Here is a 19,020-nt window from a genome sequence, read left to right as displayed (position 1 = left end):
CTTGACCTCCTCTACATGGTTGCCATGGGCTGAAATCACACCATTTTTTCTGCCACTATGGGGTGAGCGAACTGGCCGCGTAATATAGCACCTTGTTCCACAACAACTTGTTTGTCTAGAATAACGTGATCCAAATAGGCATTCGCTTCGATGGCGCACTGATGCATCACGATACTATTTTTGATACTAACGCCTCGATTCACCTTCACACCAGGAAACAAAATGCTATTTTCCACATAGCCTTCAATGTTGCAACCATGAGCGATGAATGAGTTACGAATTAATGCTTGATCATGACAAGCCGTTTCCAGCTCTTCTTCTTGCCTTGTATAAACGGATTCATGGTTAACCATAAATTCATGCCATCCCTGTGGTTGCAGGAGATGCATACTGTGCGCGTAGTAACTATCGATCGAGTCCATAATAGCCACATACCCATGACTGGCATATCCTTGGACATAAATATCCGCTAAGTGACGCCAGATGACTTCTTTCAAGTACGTATCTCTGCCATCCCTCATACTCTTTTCGATCAACTCAATGAGCAAACTCCGTTTGATTACCATTGTATCCAAATCAATACTTTGCGGGTTTAAGCTTGGTAACGCATGGTAGGTTGGCGTGACACGAATGACTCTGCCCTGATCGTTCATTTCTAAGCTATAGGCATGTCCAATATGTGCATGTCGATCCATCTCTGTTAAATGCTTATAGAGAATTGTAATATCAGCATCGTTGCTGAGATGGTAATCGACCATTTTTGCAAAATTCATATGGTAGATCACACTGCTAGGCGCAAGCAGCATATACGTTTCGGGACAATTTTTCAGAAAATCAATATGACTGTATAGATGAAATAAATCCCCTCGCAAATCCTTGGCGAATTGGCAATGAGGGAGAACCGTTACTCCGCCTTCCGCAGTCGTATCTAAGCCCCAATGATGCCCGTCACCTACATGTTCGAGCAGGGAGTCCGCCTTGTCCGTCGACAAAAGCATTACCTTCTGAATACCCGAATTGCTCATATTGGAGAGCGCAAAGTCGACCATCCGATACCGACCGGCAAAAGGCACGGCACCCACACATCGATTGCGTGTAAGCGTAGATAAGTCATCTTGTTCATTCATCAAATTGATCATCCCAAGAACGTCCTTCATCATCATACACTCCTCCTTCGATTACCCGAAATACACCTGATTAGTTAGCTTGGCCGGAATAACAGCTGGATAATGGCGTCTCACCGTTGTTCTCTCCGCAATTGTTGTAATCTCAAAGCCATCTAGCTGGCCAACAACAGCACCATCTTTAATAATAGCGCCTTCTCCGATAATGGCATTACTTATGAGCGCATTCCTTCCAATTTGCACACCTGGCATGATGACACTATTGAGTACTCTGCTATTTTCCCCAACACGTACGTTATCGAATATCACGGAATGACTGATATTCCCATATATCGTCGATCCGTCCCCGATTACCGCATTATTTACTCTAGCCGTCAAGGAAACGTGAGCTTGCGGGAGTTCCCTTGTTCGGGTCAGTATAGGCCAAGTTTCCTGTTCCAATTGTAACTTAGGCGTATATCCCAGTAGATCCATATGGGATTCCCACAGGCTTTGAATCGTACCGACATCCTTCCAATATCCTTGAAACGGATAAGCCGATACGTGGGCACCTTCAGCCAGCAACCCTGGAATAATATTTCCTCCAAAATCATGGCTTGAAGCCTGATGTTCTGCATCTTTTTCCAAAGATGACCTAAGAATATCCCAGTTGAACAAATACACACCCATGGAAGCGAGATTACTATCCGGCTTCAGCGGTTTCTCTACAAAAGCTGTGACTCGGTGTTCTTCATCCGTGCTCATAATGCCAAAACGACTCGCTTCCTCCCATTTCACAGGCGTAACAGATATGGTAACATCCGCGCCTGAAGCCTTATGATGTTCAAGCATCGCTCGGTAATCCATGCTGTAGATATGGTCGCTCGAAATAATTAAGACATAGCTTGGATTCTGTTCCCGGAGAAAAGCCAAATTCTGATAAATGGCATCCGCTGTCCCTGAGTACGCATTAGGTGCACCCACTTGTCTTTCTAATAGAGAGATCCCTCCTCTCTCATTCTTCATCCCCCACGCTTCCCCACTTCCGATATGAGCATGAAGAACAGCCGGTTTGTACTGCGTCAACACGCCTACCGTTTCAATGCCTGAATGGCGGCAATTGCTCAATGAAAAGTCAATTATTCGATATTTCCCACCAAAATGGACAGCAGGCTTTGCGATATTTTTCGTCAACGGATGAAGTCTACTCCCTTCACCGCCTGCTAACAGCATAGCTACGCACTCCTGTTTCTTCACACTCATCTCATCCTTCCGTAGTGGTATATTTGATGATAATCGCAGCAAGTGGCGGTATGTTAACCGCAATACTTTGAGGATAATCCTGACAAGGCCATTCCTCGGTTTCCAACATGTTCTCATTGGTTATTCCTGATCCGCCGAATTCCAACTTATCGCTGTTGAAAACCTCCTGATAACGCCCAGGCTCCATGACCCCAAGGCGATATCCCTCATGCATTTCAGGCTTAAAATTGCTAATGATAATAAGCTGTTCATTGTTCGTCTTCGATTTTCGAAAGAGCGTCACCAAACCATCCTCTTTATCATCCGCAACCATGGAGGTGAAACTGTTTGTCTCGAAATCTAGTTCCCACAATGCTTTTTCTTTTATGTAAAAATGATTCATCTGTTTCACAAATTCCGCAAATTTCTGATGCTCCTCACTCCGCAACAACCCCCATGCCAAGGAGCCCGCTGCATCCCAGTCGTCCATTTGACCGAATTCATTGCCCATAAAAATCAGCTTTTTACCTGGATGTCCCATTGTATAAGTATAAAGCACGCGCAGATTAGCAAAACGCTGCCAATTGTCTTCACCTGACATTTTACCTAGCAGGGATTTGGTCGGATAGACCATTTCATCATGAGAAAAAGGCAAGACATAATTCTCGTTCCTAACTCCCAGCAGCGACCGAGTTAATCGATCTTCCTGTCCGCTGCGTTCGCTCTGATTTTTCTTCATATATTCCAGCGTATCCCAGGTATAGGTTAAATTCCATTTGTAATTAAACCCTAGTCCACCGTACTCAACCGGTGTAGTTATACCCGAATACGAGCTGGAGTCTTCTGCAATCATGAGCGCACTCGGATACCTGGAGAATACGACTGCATTTAATTTCTGCAGGAACGCAATTCCTTCCAGATTTTCCTCTCCACCCTGTTCGTTCCGAATGCATTCATCTTCTGCTCGATTAAAATTCAACGATAACAGACTATAGACGGCATCGACTCTTAGTCCATCCACATGATACATATCCATCCAGAACAGCGCATTCGAAATTAAAAAACTAACAACTTCCGGCTTACCATAATCAAAAATATACGTTCCCCAAGTCGGATTCTCACCTCTGCGACTATCCGCATTCTCATAGAGGGGTAACCCATCGAATCGAGCTAAGCCTTGCGCATCCCTGCAAAAATGAGCAGGAACCCAGTCCATAATCACGCCTATTCCCTTTTGATGACAACAATCAACAAAGTACATAAAGTCCTTCGGTGATCCATAACGGCTTGTCACGGAAAAGTAACCGGTTACCTGATATCCCCACGATGAGTCAAGCGGATGTTCTGCCAAGGGCATTAACTCAATATGGGTATAACCCCGCTCGTAAACATAATCAATGAGTTCATCTGCTAATTCCACATAACTGTAAAAGCCGCCGTCCTCCTTGCGCTTCCAACTGCCTAAATGCACCTCATAGATGAGAAGCGGCTGCTGCAAACATTGTTGCGACGTGTTATTCTGCAACCAGTCTTCATCCTGCCATTCATAATTTTCAAGCGAAGCAATAATGGAAGCAGTCTCTGGTCGAACCTCTGACTGAAACGCATATGGATCCGCCTTCAGATAACGATCCCCGTCCATCGTCACGATTTCATACTTGTATAAAGTGCCTTCTTCAAGCTCGGGTATGAACAGTGTCCAGATGCCTTCCTGCATGGTCATTGCATGATGGGTGCCATCCCAACCGTTAAAGCTGCCGGAAACGTTCACCTGCTTGGCATTCGGCGCCCACACAGCGAAATTAACTCCTTTACAGCCATCGCGCTCTTCCAAATGCGCTCCTAGAAATTGATAGCTTTGATACTGTGTGCCCTCATGCAGCAAATAGAAAGCGTCCGTGTTTGATTTCGAGGCGATCGTTGTCATGCCATTTCCTCCCCGCGTGTTGAATTTAATTCTAATTACACACATCCAGGTCGATTGAAACAGCAAACGTATAAATTCTTGCCCGCACAAAAAACACGATGCCAATTTGGCTCGTGTTTTTGGAATGTCTTCTTTTGACGCGTCTAGACGTTAACTGGACGTTTCCTGCCTGAAATTCACCAGATTCACCTCATTTACCGGTATAACTTCGAGCCATTCAATACGTACTATGTTTGCCATGGATGTAAGTACAATGCGATGTAATCCAGGACTTAGCTGGAATTCGTCTTTCAAACGCAGCGTACGCCATGTTTTCCCAACAACATCTACCATTTCAATTACTTTATCATCGACTTTAACAGCTATCTGCGCTCTCTCCATAGGTGCTAAAGCACGCAAATCAACGGTATAATGCGGGGCTTTAGAATCATGACCAACAGTGAATTCATAAGCAAACCAATCTTCTGCAATTAACTGCACACATAATCGTTCATCCGCTTGCCAAAGTTCCCCTTTGCCATGTTGAAAGTTAGGTGTTGTTTTAGATCCTTCTATAAAGCGGATATCTGTTCTGTCATTCATCCGAAATCCAATGTTTGCATCCCTACGATTCTTGGTCCCGAAGCTAATCCCTTCTCCCCTGTACCCATAGAAAATAGCGGGAATACGCGTCGAAGGTCTGCGGAATAGCGAATCCGTTACAGCTTTTTGATACAAACATTGCTCAAAAGAAATGTTGTGCAGGTATTCCCATAAAATGTGCTCGGCCGATGCTTCATCTGGTTTAACTCCGCCCTCTAAGTAGTCAATCAACTGCTGCCAGCCCGCTGGCTGGATCACAGAACATGGCGAATTGTTTTTATTCATTTTTTTCCAAGTCCAAAAATTCCACGAGATGTCATGATCCTCAAATAATCGAAATGCACCTGCATACCATTCCTTATTGTTCTCGCCGCCTTCGCCCATAAAGATCGGCACGTTCCATTCTTCACGCTTATCCAGATAAATCTGAATACTCTCTGTATCCGGGTTGTTCCAGTATTTATGAAATTGAAGCATAAGATTATCGTCAAACTTTTCATTAAAAATCGACCAATCTGTGGCCCAGTGCACACCTTCCAAAATGATCATATGACGATCATCGACTTCACGAATAGCTTTCGTAATTTTCTTATAAAGTGGCATTACTTGATCATTATAGGCTGAAAACCATTCTGGCAACGGCTCGTTCAAAAGATCATAACCTGCTACAATCCACTCATCTTTATAACGCTCAGCCAGCATTCGCCATAACGCGACTGTGATCTCTTGATTCCGTTCGTTCATAAACAACTCAGGTTTATCGGACTCGGAATCATCGATATTCGTTCCTGTCTGTCCTCCTGTAGCACCGTGCAGATCAAGAATCACATAAAGTCTATGCTCACGACACCAATCGATGACGTTGTCCATGATCTTCAAATGAGCTTGATTATAGCGAACAACCTCGCCATCACTATCCTCTATCAAAAACCTGGCAAGGATTGGTACACGTACAGAATTGTAACCATCTGCAGCGATTTGCCTAATATCCGACTCGGAGGTATATCGATGATAATAAATTTCCCAGAATTGCTCAGCCTTCTCGTCGCCAATCAAATCCTTAATCATCTGTTCGATTCGTCTTGGTCGATCCCCTTGATCAGGAAATAGCCACATGTACCCTTCCGGAAGCATCCAGCTGCCAAATCCAACGCCGCGAAGTAGAATCTCCTGTCCTTCACCGTTTATCAGCTTTTTGCCTTTGGCCTTTATAAACCCAGTTACTTCATGCACACTTGTTGTCACAATAAGTTTCCCCCTCTCCAATCCAATTGATGGCCTTATCCTTTGATCGCTCCTTCAGCAATCCCATTAAGAATATATTTCTGCAGAAATAGATAAAAGATAATGACAGGCAGCATAGCCAGCAATAAGGCAGCTAAAATATTGGACCAGTCATTGCTGTATTCACCAAATAACATATTCGTTGATAAGAGCAGCGTATATCGATCCGAATCGGTCAATATTAACAATGGCAACAGAAAATCATTCCATATCCATAGTAAATTTAAGATCGCAATGGTAGCTGTGACGGGTAGAAGTAGCGGAAAAATCACAGTAAAGAACAATTTATACTCTCCACAGCCGTCGATAACGGCAGCTTCATCCAAATCTCGAGGGATGGATTTCACAAAACCATGATATAGAAAAATAGCCATGGACACACCTAACCCGATATAGATGATGCCAAGTCCATAAATAGAACCTTGGATGTGTAGTTCTCTAGATATTTTCACGAGGGTGATCATGACCGAGTGAAAAGGGATTAACATCGAAAGAATAAAAAGACCAAACAAAAAAGCACTCAATTTCCCTTTCGTTCGGGACAGCTTATATCCAGCCAACGATGCACAACCAATAATCCCAAATAAACCAACAACAGCAATTTGGATCGTATTCGATAAGCTTCTTACAAAATGTATTTTTTCAAAGGCGCTCGCATAATTGGAAAATTGAAAATCTGCAGGAAAGGAAAGAATATTCGTCAGCATCTCGCTTTGCGTCTTCACAGAATTTAATAACCCCATATAGATTGGAAATAACATCACAACCGTTCCGATGAGCAGGAAGAGAAAAATAAGAGATGAGCCAACACGACGACTTATTAGGCTAAGTCCAACACGTGCATCTTGACTACTCATGCCTCCACCTCTTTTCTTTTCATGATCCACAATTGAATGAGCGTGATGATAAAGACAATCAAGAACAGAATCATTGCCTTAGCGCTGGCATAACCATATCGACTACTCAGACTAAATGCTTCCTCATAAATATTAAGCGCGATAACCTGTGTAGCCCGCCCCGGGCCACCGCCAGTCAAAGCAAAAACCGCATCAAATACTTTAAAAGAACCGTTTAAAGTCACGAAAAGACCAATGGTCAAAGCCGGATATATCATGGGTAGCGTAACATTTCGAAATGTTTGCATCGCATTCGCCCCATCTATAGCAGCGGCTTCTTTCAGCTGTTGCGGCACTCCTTGAAGTGCTGCAATATATATAACCATTAAATATCCTACTCCACTCCAGAGGGAAAGAATCAAGAGTGTATAAAATGAGAATCGAGGATCCCCAATCCACGATTGGTCTAAAAAGTGAAAGAACGTATGTTCAGCTATATAGGGTAAAACCTTAGTGAAAATAAACATCCACATAAACCCGCCGATAATTAAGCTAATCATATTCGGCATAAAGAAGATCGTCCGAAACCAAACCTTACTTCGTTGTTGTGATTCGATTAATACTGCCAACAGGATAGCCAAAAAATTGGATAATACAACCATGAAAATAACGTATTTGAGTGTAAACCAAATGGCATCCAGAAAGTATGGATCATCTGTGAGCGCTTCGATATAGTTGTTCAATCCCACCATATTATAGGTGGGATTGAGCCCATTCCAATCCGTCAAGCTGTACCAGATCCCCCCAAAAGAGGGGGCGAGTACAAAAACGGAATAGAATAGTATTGCGGGGAAGACGAAGGCTAACAGGATGATATTTTGTTTACTATTCCTTGTAATCATCATTTTGTATCACTCCTAGTTAACCGTTACTCAGCTTTACTTAGCAGCTTTAACTGCTGCTGCCCATGTTTTATCCATTGTTTTAATAAATTGCTCTTTAGTAATATTTTTTGCATAATAGCTTTGCAATAATTTAGCTTGCTCGTCTGTAACACCGTTTGGCAGCTTCAAATCCTGATACGCTTTCCCATTTTCTACATATGCGGAGGATTCCTTAACCCACGGATTCACTTCAAATTTATGAACGGTTGAGATGGGATTGAACTTCAATTGTTTAAATAGCGCGGAAGAATCTTTCTCATCCAGCATATAGTTCAGTAAATCAAGTGCTACTTCTTTGTTTTTAGTTGTAGGCGATACAGCTAAGGAAGTAGAGGTTGAAAGATTAATCATGGTATCTTTGGAATCATTGCTTACAGGTAGTGCTGCAACGCCCATTTCAAAGCTTGGATTAACTTTCAGAATGGCATCCGCATTCCAAGGGCCTTGCACCCACATAGCGGATTTTCCATTGGCAAACTCAGCAGCACCAGCTTCATTACCAACCTCGAAAGGCTTTTTCGTGCCGTTAGCATTAATGAGATCGATAATATCAAAAATAGCTGCTACGTCATTATATGAAGCCTGACCCGTACTCATCTTTTCAATCCAATCCGGATGCTTCGAGGAAACAATACCACCAAGCGATTGCGCAGTCATAAGTTGTGGAACCCATGACTCTTGAAAAGCCAGTTCAAATGGTGCAATATTCGCTGCAGTTATTTTTGCGATAACAGCTTTCATTTCATCCAATGTGTTTGGAGGTGTAATGCCCAAGTCCTTGAATATTTTTTTATTGTACAGGTATCCCCATGTTGTGCTTTCAAAAGGCAGCACGACGATTTTACCATCGATCGTAACGGTTTTCTTTACGGGTTCATACAAGCTTTTAATGGCTGCTTGATTAGATAAATCGCTTAGGTAACCTGCTTTGTAATAAGCCGGAATATCATTTGCATGAATGGTAAATAAATCAGGCGCGTCATTCGATGCTAGACGAGTTTGTAAGATCTGCTTGGCTTGATCCGAATTAGGCATTTCCGTTTTAATCGTGACATCTACATTTTTCTCCGCCAATTCTTTTGCTTTAAATTGCTCGAAGTATTTTTCAAATTGTTCTTTATACTGGGGATAGCTCATAAATACATTGAGTTCTACTTTTTTCGGAGTTGCAGTCGCCTTTGTACTGACTGGTGCGCTTGCAGGTGCTGCACTACTAGCGTCTGTATTTGTTTTATTTGTGCTAGTACTGCATCCTGCAGCTAATATCAAGCTTAGGATAATACTCATATTAAGTGTTCTCTTCATGGATCGTTCCCCCCTCTGATTTAACTACTCCTTCAGTATAGTGGAAGCGTTTTCTATATTCATTTCAGGATATTAACATCTTTTATTGCACAATATTGATGTGACTCCAATTAACAATCCAATTATTTACGCAATTCTCCTGGGGCAAAGCCATAATGCTTTTTAAACACTCTGTAGAAATAGGCAAGGTCAGGATACCCTGTCATTTCAGCAGTATGCTTAATAGATAACTTATGATCGACAATGAGTTCTTTGGCTTTTTCCATGCGTTTGAGATGAATATAATCGGTAATCGTTTCTCCGGTGAATGTTTTGAATGACCGACTTAAGTGCTCTTTGCTTATATAAAAATAAGCGGCGAGTGACTCCAAAGTAATCGATTCGTTATAATGTCTATTGATGTACGCGGTCACTTCTCGCAAATCCAGCTTATTCCTATTTTTCCGTGCCTCTAAGAGTAAAGCAATCACCTGATTATACATGCGTTCAATCTGTCCAATGGTCTCTATCACAGAATTCCAACCCATTTGATCGGACGGCTGTTGTTCCAATTGGGCTATGATATGGTTCCATGCCAGCTCACTTGTCGAAACAAACTCTTCGAGCATTAAGGTAAAGTCATGACCGATTTTATTCAGCACACTGCCATCGAATTGTTCAGCCTGCATCGGCTCTATAAATGCCTCTAATGATTTCAACGTTTGAATGACCCCAGATGCGTTTAAATCCAACAAATAACCGTAGATCAGTTGACGATATTCCAAATACTTCTCGAGTGAAGCCGCATCGGCAAATACGAGCGGTGTTTTCCAAGATACTTCTGAAATTTGCTTGGCTTGCTGCAGTTCACGAACACATTGAGCAAGGGCAGCATTCAGCTCTTCTGGATCCACCGGTTTTAATAAGTACTCCTTCGCTTGGGATCGAATAGCTTGTTTTAAATAAACAAAATCATCATATCCACTCATCACAATGATCTTAAGCAAAGGATGTTTATCATTCAGCGCCTTTAAGAGTTCAACGCCATCAATACCCGGCATTCTCATATCTGTTACCACGATATCAGGAGCTAGTTCGGCAACCATCCGCAATCCTTGTGTTCCGTCCTCTGCCTCGCCTATTATCGTTAATTGGAGTTTGTCCCATTCTCCAAGCTGCTTGATAACTTTTCTTGACCAAGGCTCATCGTCCACAATCATTACTTTATACATCTTCATGCTCCTCCTTTTCCAGTACCGGCAGTACGAATAATACGATCGTTCCCTTCCCAAACTTGCTAAAAATACGTATACCATATCGTTCGCCAAAATGCAGCTTCAACCGAGCATCGACATTTTTCAAACCAATACCTTTTCTTATTCCGTTTTGCTCATCTTCAGAGAATTTTGAATTATTTTCATTGCCAGAACGTAATCCAATTCGGATTAGTCCAAGCTTCTCTTCATCTAAACCTACGCCATCATCTTGAACAGCAATTAGAATTTGATTACGGATTCGTTTAATTCTTACCTCAACGAGCCAGCTGCCTTCTTTTTTATGCAGTCCATGTTCAAATGCATTTTCGACGATAGGCTGAAGTGTAAATTTGGGAAGCCGGCTCTCCGAAGGCAAATCATCTTTCTCAACCACTACTTGACATCGCCCAGTAAACCGCTGCTCCTGAATAAAAATATAGTTCTGCATATGCTTGAGCTCATCTCTAAACGTAACCAAATCACTACCCGTACTGATTGAATATCTTAATAAATCTCCGATCACCCGTGTAACTCGATATATCTCAGGCGCATCCTTCTCTAACGCCATCCCCCCGATTAGATGAAGGGTGTTGTTGAGAAAATGCGGATTGATTTGAGCTTGTAGCGTCCTCAGTTGCGCAGTCTTAATGTCTATTTTCCCTTGGTATTCTACTTCAATTAACTCTTTGATGCGTTGCATCATGGAGTTGTAGCCATGCTCTAACAGGCCAAGTTCATCACTGTTTTTGACAGATTTCAATTCAAAGCTTTGTATTTCCGCTCTTCTCATGGTTCGTGCTAGACTAATAATCGGCTTACTAATTCGAAGTGAAAACAGGATAGAGAGAATGATCGAGGCAGCGACAAATAAGCTTCCAGTAACAATACCAGCATTAATCGTTGCTTGGGCGCTGCGATTTATCGTTTCGAGCGGAATGGCTTTTATCAGTGTTAATTTACCATTGCTAACTTTCTGCATAAAGAAATAATACTTATTCGTTTTGTGAATACCAAGACCACTATCAGGAACCGCAAGACTTTTTAATAGACTAGGAATATCTCCTAGCGCCTGTTCATTCTTAGACCCTGATAATAATTCCCCTTCATCGTTACTTAAGAGAATGGAGCTGTCCGGCTCAGATCCAAGAATACTGCCGACCTCATCCCAAACCTTGCGGTTGATCTTAACGGAGAGACCACCCAACAGCTTACGGTCTTCAAACCGATTCATACTGTGAAACGCATAAACCCCATTTGGTTCCTGCTTAAAATAAATATTAGTCGGTGTCTCCAGCATTCGGCTCCATGGTCCAGTTCGGATATCCATAAACGAAATTAAACGGCCGACATAACTTACGGATAAGGCCTGTTTGTTTTCATGAATATAAAGCGTAAAATCATCAATTTTACGGGAATTGGAATGTAATAATGAGGTTAGGGTATCACCCACATATTTTTGCGTTAGATATTGTACATTTAAAATTGGATTCGCTACTTGTTGAAGATTCCCCATTAATTCGGAATTGATCTGAACGGTATAAAATAATATGTTCATCTGCTCAATAAGCTCATTCAGATATTGATTAGCCCATTCCATACGTGAGTTATTGGCACTAATCATTTCCTGTTCCACGGAATGCCGTGTATTGTTGCTAGCTAGCCAGGTTACAGTCACAACAGGTAATGTAGTTAAACAAATCATCAAAACCATCAATCTAAAACGGATTCCTATTTTTCTTTTCAGAAGTATCCCCTCATTTCACTTCCTATTCCAAAAGCCGCTAACTCATCATATAAGAAACAATTCGTGTGAGATACCGTTAATCCTCTAACGTCGTTGAAAACCAAAAAACCATTTCTTGGTAAATGGAATCAGCCATTTACCTAAGAAACGGTTTTTATATTTTGCACAAGGAAGTTTGCAACGTGCCCCTGACCAGCTATTCCTTTTCGTACGGGATACGCCATCAGGTGTGCCTACTTCTTGCCTTAATTATGAATTACTTAATGACGACGTATTCTAAGTTAACCAGCTTCGCGTAGGTCACGATTTGGTCTGTCGTCAGGTTCAAGGAAACGACAGTATGGTGGCCTCCACCATTCTCGATCCAAGCTTTTACCCCATCCTGGAAGTTCGGCTTCACGTTCCATAGAACTCGAGCCACGGGAAGATTAGGAGCTGGAACGGTCGGCTCGAATGCAGAAATCTCGTTGATTAACAGTTTATAATGTGTACCGAAATCAGCCATAGATACGACGACACCTTCGCCAGCTTTACCGTCGAATACCAGACGCGCCGGATCTTCTTTACCACCGATCCCGAGTGGGGAAACGATGATTTTCGGTTGGTTGCTTGCCAAAGTTGGATCTACCTCGAGCATATGGGATTGAAGAATGGATTCCTGACCGATCGCCATCTCATACGTGTAATCCTCCATAAAGCCCGTGTTTTGGTTACGGCTCATCACCTTCAACAAGCGATCGATTGCGGCCGTCTTCCAGTCGCCCTCGCCGGCAAAACCGTATCCTTGCGCCATCAGACGTTGAACGGCAAGCCCTGGTAACTGCTTCATCCCATGCAGATCCTCGAAGTTCGTGGTGAAAGCATTGTAACCTCTCTCATCGAAGAAACGTTTCATAGCGATTTCATAGCTCGCTTGAACTCTGACGCTGGCTTCCCAAGACTCTTTGCTGTTCGTCCCATAATCGAATTCGTAGAGTTCCGCATATTCGCCCATTAGATCGTCAATTTCCTGCTCGGTCACGGCATTCACGTATTGCACGAGGTCGCCGATGCCGTAGTAGTCCACGGTCCATCCGAACTGAATCTGAGCTTCAACCTTATCCCCGTCCGTTACACCAACGTTGCGCATGTTGTCGCCAAAACGGGCGACTTTGATGTTGAAACTTTCGTTATAGGCAACCGCTACGTCCATCCAATCCGCAATCTGCTGCTTCACTTCCGCACGTTCCCAGTAGCCTACTATGATTTTATTTTGTTTCTTCAGACGGGCATTGATGAAGCCGTATTCGCGGTCGCCATGCGCGGCCTGGTTCAGGTTCATGAAGTCCATGTCGATCGTGGCCCAAGGAATGCTTTCATTAAACTGGGTTGCCAAATGAAGTAGCGGCTTCTGCAGCAATTTCGTACCGCGAATCCACATTTTCGCAGGTGAGAATGTATGCATCCACGTAATGACACCCGCCACTTCGTCGCGATAGTTGACCTCTTTCATGATGTTTGTAATTTTATCCGCACTGATAGCCAGGTCCTGCAAGACAAGCGGATAAGGTAGCACACCGCTATTATTCAATGCATCCGTCATCGTCTGTGCATGAGCTTTAACTTCAGCCAGAGCTTCTTCCCCGTACAAATGCTGCGAACCTACGACAAACCAAAACTGTTTAGGAGCTGTTGCTGACATCCTGATCATCCTCTTTTCTCAATTTTATAATGAATAATGCCTAATACCATTACTTCTGCCCGTAGTAGGCATCTTTCCCATGTTTCCGGAGATAGTGCTTATCCAGAATGCCTTGCGGCAGTTCTTTGGCAAAGTTATTTAGTTGTCGCGCGTACAAATTCATTTTGCACACTTCCTCCAGCACGACGCTGTTCACAACTGCTGACTTCACATCTTTCCCCCAAGTGAACGGCGCATGTCCTTGGAGCAGGACGGCCGGAATTGCCATAACATCCAGTCCGAGCTTCTCGAATGTCTCGATGATGACGTGACCCGTCTCGGCTTCATAACCACGGTCAACCTCTTCTTGGGTCAAAAAGCGCGCACAAGGGACGGTGCCGTAGAAGGTGTCCGCATGCGTCGTACCCATGACCGGTACATCCAGTCCTGCTTGTGCCCAGATCGTTGCCCAAGTAGAGTGGGTATGGACGATGCCGCCGATTTGCGGATAATGTTTGTACAAGACGGCGTGAGTCGCGGTATCCGAGGAAGGTCTAAGCTCTCCTTCGACCACACGGCCGTCGAGATCCACAACGACCATGTCGCTCGGCTTCATCTTATCGTAGCTGACTCCGCTGGGTTTAATGACGAACAGACCGCTTTCCCGATCGACGGCGCTCGCATTACCCCAAGTGAATTTCACGAGTCCGTGCTTCGGCAAGTCCAGATTCGCTTGATATACTTCTTCTTTCAGCTGTTCTAACAACGTTAGTTCCTCCCGTTCTCTACCAGATGGTCTACAGCGGCCTGTTCGATGGCCAGCCCTGCCCGGTAGCGTTGGATGAATGCTTCGAACCCGCTAACATCCTTCGCATCCGGAGTAATTTCCTGTCCTTCGACATCTTTGAATACTTTCTCTTCGAGGAAGCTCTCCAAGCTTTCATCCTGATCCTTGTTAATCAGGTAAGAGGCCAGAAGCGCCATGCCCCATGCCCCGCCTTCACCAGCCGTGGACATAACCGAGATCGGTACATTCAGCGCAGCAGCTAAGACTTTTTGTCCGACGAAAGGGGTCTTGAAGAGGCCGCCATGAGCCAAAATACTGTCGATGGCTACTTGTTCGTTTTCCGTCAAAATATCCATTCCGAGCTTGAGGGCTCCGAAAGCCGCGAATAGATGTGTACGCATGAAATTCGCCAAATTGAAGTTGCTTTCCGGCGAACGAACGAACAACGGCCTGCCTTTATCGATGCCCGTAATATTTTCGCCCGAGAGATAGCCGTAGCTAAGCAAACCGCCGCCATCCGGGTCGGCTTCGAGCGCCTTGTTGAGCAGCACGCTGAACAATTTCCCGGAATCCACATTGAATCCCATGGCTTCGGAGAACTCACGGAACATTCCTACCCAGGCGTTGAGATCGCTGGAGCAGTTGTTGGCATGCACCATGCCGACCGGGCTGCCATCCGGCGTCGTCACCATGTCGATTTCCGGGTAAACCTTGGCTAGTTCCCTCTCTAGTACAATCATCGCAAACACGGAAGTTCCTACGGAGATGTTGCCCGTACGCTTCTTCACGCTATTCGTCGCCACCATACCTGTCCCGGCATCGCCTTCCGGAGGACATAGTGGAATGCCTGGCTGCAGATCACGGGCTGGGTCAAGAAGCTTGGCTCCCGCCTCTGTTAGTTCACCGGCTTGCTCGCCGGATAGACATACTTTAGGAAGAAGATCCTCAAGCTTCCACGGAAAGCCTTTGGCTGCGTTTCGTTCATCGAATTGCTTAACCATGGATGGATGGTAGTTATGGGTTGCTTCATCAATGGGGAAAATGCCGGAGGCATCTCCGATTCCAATGACTTTATTGCCAGTCAGCAGCCAGTGAATGTAACCAGCCAGCGTCGTCACGAAATCAATGCGAGGCACATGCTCCTCTTGGTTTAATATCGCTTGGTACAAATGGGCGATGCTCCAACGCTCAGGAATATTGAATTGGAATAAGTCCGTTAGTTCCCTTGCAGCAGCGCCGGTAGTTGCGTTGCGCCAAGTCCGAAACGGCACCAGCAGCTCACCCTTGCTGTCGAATGCCATATATCCGTGCATCATAGCGGAAAATCCGATCGAACCCACAGTCTGGAGGGTGACTCCGTAATTCTGTTCCACTTGCTGCTTCATTTCGCGATACGCGGTTTGGAGACCTGTAATAATATCCTCCTGGTTGTATGTCCAATATCCGTCTTTCAACAGATTTTCCCACTCATAACTTCCCGATGCGATGGTCTCGAATTGACGATCGATCAGCACCGCTTTGATCCGCGTAGATCCTAATTCGATACCCAGCGAAGTTTCTCCCTTGGTTATCGCTTCTTTCAAGTCTACATGATTCATAATCACATAAATCCCCTCTCTATTCGCGGTGATACACCCAAACGACTTCGATTCTCGTATAAAAGCTGCTTCCAATCGAACCGGTCATCGACGAGATGAGACAACCGGAAAATCCTGTACTATCAACCTCAGTATATTTTCTGTACGTACATTTGTCAATATAATCAAATAGTTATACCTACATTAGTTACCATACATTCTCCAGTCAGCACATCTAATGCCTTTCTAAATAGAACACGCATGCAACTTGTACCATTGATTTTACGCTATAAAAATAAAGAAAGGCGCTGCAATCATCTTTTGCATCGTCTGCATTTGCATTCCAAACAATTCATGCTAAAATGTGTACGTACAACTTTACTTACAACAAGGAAAGAAGTGGATTGCGTGAAGCCAAAGTATCAAGTAATCATTGATGATATAAAAAGTAATATCTTATCGGGAACATACAAAGCTAGTGAGCAAATTCCTTCGGAATCCGCTTTGCAGGACAGCTACAACGTTAGCCGGCAGACGGTTCGAAAAGCTATTCTGGAGTTATCGAACGAGGGGTTCCTGAGAAGCGAGAGGGGATCAGGCACATACGTTAGCAGCCAGTACCGATCTCGATCAGGGAGAGAAACGAAAAAAACGATCGGCGTCATCACGACCTATATTTCGGATTACATCTTCCCCTCCATCATCCGCGGCATTGAAAGCCGATTAAATGAAGATAACTATTCATTGCTCTTAGCCAGCACAAATAATGATATCGCTCAGGAAAAAAAGGCATTGGAAATGATGCTTTCCTACGGCGTGGATGGACTAATTATTGAGCCTACCAGAAGCAATGAATACAACCCCAATATCGCTTACTACTTGGCATTTAGGGAGCAAGAGGTTCCGTTCGCCATGATCAATGCCTATTATGAAGAGTTAGAAGTTCCTTTTTTCTGCCTGGATGATGTGCAGTCTAGCTACCTCGCAACCAAGGAACTGATTGCCAAAGGACATACGCAGATTGGCATTATCGCGAAAATGGATGATTTACAAGGGAAGTACAGAATGAAGGGATATATCAAGGCACTTGGGGAAGCCAAATTAAGGTTCCACTCCGAGCATGTGCTTTCTTTCGATACGGCGACGAAATCACTTCTGTCCGCCAACTTGGAGGGGTTTCTGAATGACAATCGGGATGGACTGACTGCGCTTGTGTGTTACAACGACGAGGTCGGGTTGGAAGTTGTACATGTCTGCAGAAGGCTGGAGATCTCCATTCCAGATGAGCTATCCGTCATTGGACAGGACAATTCATATATCGCCAAAAACGCAAATATCAAACTAACGACGCTGACACACCCCCAAGAACAAATGGGACGCGACGCAGCGGACTGGGTTATTAAAAATTTGCAAGGCAAAAAAGACTTGCCCACCTCAACCTATTACCAACCTGTATTAATTGAGGGTGAGACTGTAAAAGAGATCCAAGTTAAACCTAGCTGAGATTCCATGTTGCGATAAGTTGAACGTGGCATATATTAAGTTATTGCTTATGAGAAAAAGGCTCCCGAAGGAGCCTGCTAGACATATTTCCATCCAGTTTGTTAATTCACAATTTTAAATGTCGCATCCTGCTTTTCCATGTCCGTGCTAATCGGATCAAGCTTCAACTCATAGTTGAAATGTCTGATATATCGGGTTGGAAAGTTGTTAGATTGGAATGAGCTCCAAGTTGCATCCTTTAGACCGCTGTTGCTATTCGCCTAATAACTTCTCGTCGCAAGCTCACTTGCTGCAGTTACCTGTGTAAACACATTCTCAGGCGTCACGATCCGTTTCGGCAGCGAGCTTCCTTTCGAAATTTCTTTGGCCGCTTGAATGAGATTAGGACCCAGCAGCGGGTTGCATTCGACCACCAAATTGATCTTGCCCTCATTCAGCTTCTCCAGTGCTTTTCGCGTGCCATCTACGGTGATGACAACAATATCTTGACCTGGAATTAGGCCATACTCTTCAATTGCTTCTAACGCCCCTAATGTCATGTCATCATTATGTGAATATAAAACCCGAATATCCCTTCCTCTCTCTTTCAGGAACCTTTTCATCACTTCTTTACCTTTGGTTAACGTAAAATCGGCATAAGCACTATCGAGGAATTGAAAAGGCGCTCGATCTGAAATAACATCACGAAACCCTTTACCACGCGCAATGGATGGCGTTGAACCCTCTGTCCCTTTTAATTCCACCATGCCGATGGGCTTATCTGTTTTGCCGAATTTGTCTAATAAATATTTGCCAGCTTTACGCCCCTCTTCATAGAAATCAGATCCAATATGAGTCACATAGAGAGACGGATCCGAGATAGCTACGAAGCGATCTACAATGATAACGGGAATCCCAGCCTGCTTAACATCCCTTAGAATGGGCTCCCATCCCGTTTCCACAACAGGTGCAATCGCAATGACATCCACCTTCTGTCTAACAAATTCACGAATGGCCTCAATTTGCTTTTCTTGCGATTGGTCCGCATTTTGAAGGATTAATTGAATATCGGATTGATTGGCGGATTCCGTGATCGACGAGGTATTCGCAATACGCCATTCACTTTCTGAACCTAATTGTGAAAAGCCAAGAACTGGTTCCTTACGCTCCACAACTGTTCCCGACATCTCTTGACGTTCTGCTTTCCCATTGTTAGTCGGCTTGGGTTCAGGAGTACTTTCACAGCCTGAGAAAAGTACACAAACGCACACAGTTATCACTAGTTTGGTTAACAGTAATTTTGTTTTCATAC

Annotated in this window: 14 protein-coding genes and 1 pseudogene; 1 reads left to right on the top strand and 14 read right to left on the bottom strand. The window is 44.0% G+C overall.

Features of this window, described 5'->3' with window-relative positions; translation table 11 throughout:
• Positions 1 to 35: 35 nt before the first annotated feature.
• The 12 genes from glgD to ASG89_RS10025 all read right to left on the bottom strand — a co-directional run bounded on the left by glgD (position 36) and on the right by ASG89_RS10025 (position 16,247).
• On the bottom strand, positions 36 to 1,163 hold the full coding sequence (gene glgD, locus ASG89_RS10080) for a glucose-1-phosphate adenylyltransferase subunit GlgD (RefSeq protein ID WP_082592953.1): 1,128 nt from the start codon (positions 1,161 to 1,163) through the stop codon (positions 36 to 38).
• Between the two features lie 15 nt (positions 1,164 to 1,178).
• A complete protein-coding gene (locus ASG89_RS10075; RefSeq protein ID WP_057310724.1) occupies positions 1,179 to 2,360 on the bottom strand; it encodes a glucose-1-phosphate adenylyltransferase in 1,182 nt (393 codons plus the stop codon).
• A 7-nt stretch (positions 2,361 to 2,367) separates the two neighbouring features.
• Complete coding sequence (gene glgB, locus ASG89_RS10070) at positions 2,368 to 4,272, bottom strand: 1,4-alpha-glucan branching protein GlgB (RefSeq protein ID WP_057310453.1); 1,905 nt, start codon at positions 4,270 to 4,272, stop codon at positions 2,368 to 2,370.
• Positions 4,273 to 4,422: 150 nt separating this feature from the next.
• Complete coding sequence (locus ASG89_RS10065) at positions 4,423 to 6,099, bottom strand: cellulase family glycosylhydrolase (protein WP_057310452.1); 1,677 nt, start codon at positions 6,097 to 6,099, stop codon at positions 4,423 to 4,425.
• A gap of 35 nt (positions 6,100 to 6,134) precedes the next feature.
• Positions 6,135 to 6,995 (bottom strand): carbohydrate ABC transporter permease, encoded by an 861-nt coding sequence (locus tag ASG89_RS10060; RefSeq protein WP_057310451.1) that lies wholly within the window; start codon positions 6,993 to 6,995, stop codon positions 6,135 to 6,137.
• Positions 6,992 to 7,876, bottom strand: coding sequence for a carbohydrate ABC transporter permease (locus tag ASG89_RS10055; protein WP_057310722.1), 885 nt, complete (start codon positions 7,874 to 7,876; stop codon positions 6,992 to 6,994). The genes ASG89_RS10060 and ASG89_RS10055 overlap by 4 nt, the downstream gene beginning before the upstream one ends.
• A gap of 36 nt (positions 7,877 to 7,912) precedes the next feature.
• Positions 7,913 to 9,223 carry an ABC transporter substrate-binding protein gene (locus tag ASG89_RS10050; protein WP_057310450.1) on the bottom strand — a complete coding sequence of 437 codons (1,311 nt, stop codon included), beginning with the start codon at positions 9,221 to 9,223 and terminating at the stop codon, positions 7,913 to 7,915.
• 122 nt (positions 9,224 to 9,345) lie between these two features.
• On the bottom strand, positions 9,346 to 10,434 hold the full coding sequence (locus ASG89_RS10045) for a response regulator (RefSeq protein ID WP_057310449.1): 1,089 nt from the start codon (positions 10,432 to 10,434) through the stop codon (positions 9,346 to 9,348).
• The gene (locus ASG89_RS10040; protein WP_235549693.1) at positions 10,427 to 12,133 is read right to left on the bottom strand and encodes a sensor histidine kinase; all 1,707 of its coding nucleotides are present in this window, start codon (positions 12,131 to 12,133) and stop codon (positions 10,427 to 10,429) included. The genes ASG89_RS10045 and ASG89_RS10040 overlap by 8 nt, the downstream gene beginning before the upstream one ends.
• A 325-nt stretch (positions 12,134 to 12,458) precedes the next feature.
• Positions 12,459 to 13,883 carry an L-arabinose isomerase gene (gene araA / locus ASG89_RS10035; protein WP_057310447.1) on the bottom strand — a complete coding sequence of 475 codons (1,425 nt, stop codon included), beginning with the start codon at positions 13,881 to 13,883 and terminating at the stop codon, positions 12,459 to 12,461.
• 49 nt (positions 13,884 to 13,932) lie between these two features.
• Positions 13,933 to 14,628 (bottom strand): L-ribulose-5-phosphate 4-epimerase, encoded by a 696-nt coding sequence (locus ASG89_RS10030; RefSeq protein ID WP_057310446.1) that lies wholly within the window; start codon positions 14,626 to 14,628, stop codon positions 13,933 to 13,935.
• A 2-nt stretch (positions 14,629 to 14,630) separates the two neighbouring features.
• Positions 14,631 to 16,247, bottom strand: coding sequence for a xylulokinase (locus ASG89_RS10025; RefSeq protein WP_057310445.1), 1,617 nt, complete (start codon positions 16,245 to 16,247; stop codon positions 14,631 to 14,633).
• Between the two features lie 387 nt (positions 16,248 to 16,634).
• Between ASG89_RS10025 and ASG89_RS10020 the strand changes: the two genes are divergently transcribed.
• Positions 16,635 to 17,729 (top strand): GntR family transcriptional regulator, encoded by a 1,095-nt coding sequence (locus ASG89_RS10020; protein ID WP_057310444.1) that lies wholly within the window; start codon positions 16,635 to 16,637, stop codon positions 17,727 to 17,729.
• Positions 17,730 to 17,830: 101 nt separating this feature from the next.
• Here the strand turns inward: ASG89_RS10020 and ASG89_RS37590 are convergent.
• Together ASG89_RS37590 and ASG89_RS10015 are read right to left on the bottom strand one after the other, a co-directional pair.
• Positions 17,831 to 17,968 (bottom strand): annotated as a pseudogene (locus ASG89_RS37590) (AbfB domain-containing protein); the annotation flags it as partial.
• Positions 17,969 to 17,989: 21 nt separating this feature from the next.
• Positions 17,990 to 19,018 (bottom strand): ABC transporter substrate-binding protein, encoded by a 1,029-nt coding sequence (locus ASG89_RS10015; RefSeq protein ID WP_057310443.1) that lies wholly within the window; start codon positions 19,016 to 19,018, stop codon positions 17,990 to 17,992.
• Between the last annotated feature and the right edge of the window lie 2 nt (positions 19,019 to 19,020).

Origin of the sequence: Paenibacillus sp. Soil766 (assembly GCF_001428105.1) — a bacterium.
In the GTDB taxonomy this organism is placed as follows: Bacteria; Bacillota; Bacilli; order Paenibacillales; family NBRC-103111; genus Paenibacillus_E.
The sequence above is the reverse complement of the archived record's forward strand: the minus strand, read 5'-3'. Positions and strand labels throughout refer to the sequence as shown.